Here is a 784-nt window from a genome sequence, read left to right on the forward strand (position 1 = left end):
CTGCAGGCGCTGCTTCGTCGGGAAGCGCTGCCAGCGCTTTTGCCTCCGCCTGCTGAGCATTCGGCAGGGTCGACGATGTGACGCGCCGCTCGATGAGCGCGTCTTCAGCGCAGGCCGACATGGCTGTCATCAGCTCAAGCAGCCGTGCCCGCGGTGTCACGGCTGGCGGCGCAGGCGACTCGTTGTGAAGCCGCCGATGAGCCAGCTGGGGGTCCTCATCTGCCGCTTCGATCAGGCTCAGGACGGCGAGGGCTTGCGCATCGGCGATGGCCTCGATGAACTGCGCCGCCAGCCTGTGCTCAGCGACCAGCGCCAGCAGCGCACGCACTTGCAGGGCCTGCCGCCGCGCCCCGGCGAGGGTGCAAGGCCCGGGCGCTTCGTCATCTGCCATCAGCATCAGCGCCACGGCACGCGCCGGCCATGCGCCGTCCACATGCGGTGAAATCAGCCGCTGCCAGAACCAGGCCTTGGCGTCCTCACCGCGCAGCCATCGCCGCAACAGCGCCTGGCGCGCCACTGCCAGGCCAGGCGCCCACACCGCTTCGGCCGTCTCGCTCGCCTGCTCCATGGGCTGGGCCTGCGCTGCCAGTTGCTGCCAGGCCCGCTCCAGCTGCAGGGCCAAGGCCTGCGCACTGGCACCTGCCGCCACGCGAAGCCGCAGTCGGCGCACAAGCACAAAGCGATTCAGCAACGCAGCCGGCTTGGACGAAACGCGCAGCGCGTCCTCCACGTTAGGCAACAGGCCCGGCACCGCTGACCGCGATCTCAGTCGCAGGCGTTGGAC

The 784-nt window shown here is 69.9% G+C and carries 1 protein-coding gene; it reads right to left on the reverse strand.

Features of this window, described 5'->3' with window-relative positions:
• Positions 1-676: hypothetical protein (locus ACXJKR_RS33915; protein ID WP_457326603.1), on the reverse strand; the 676-nt coding region annotated here is incomplete at its 3' end.
• Between the last annotated feature and the right edge of the window lie 108 nt (positions 677-784).

The organism is Roseateles sp. P5_E11 (genome assembly GCF_054049355.1).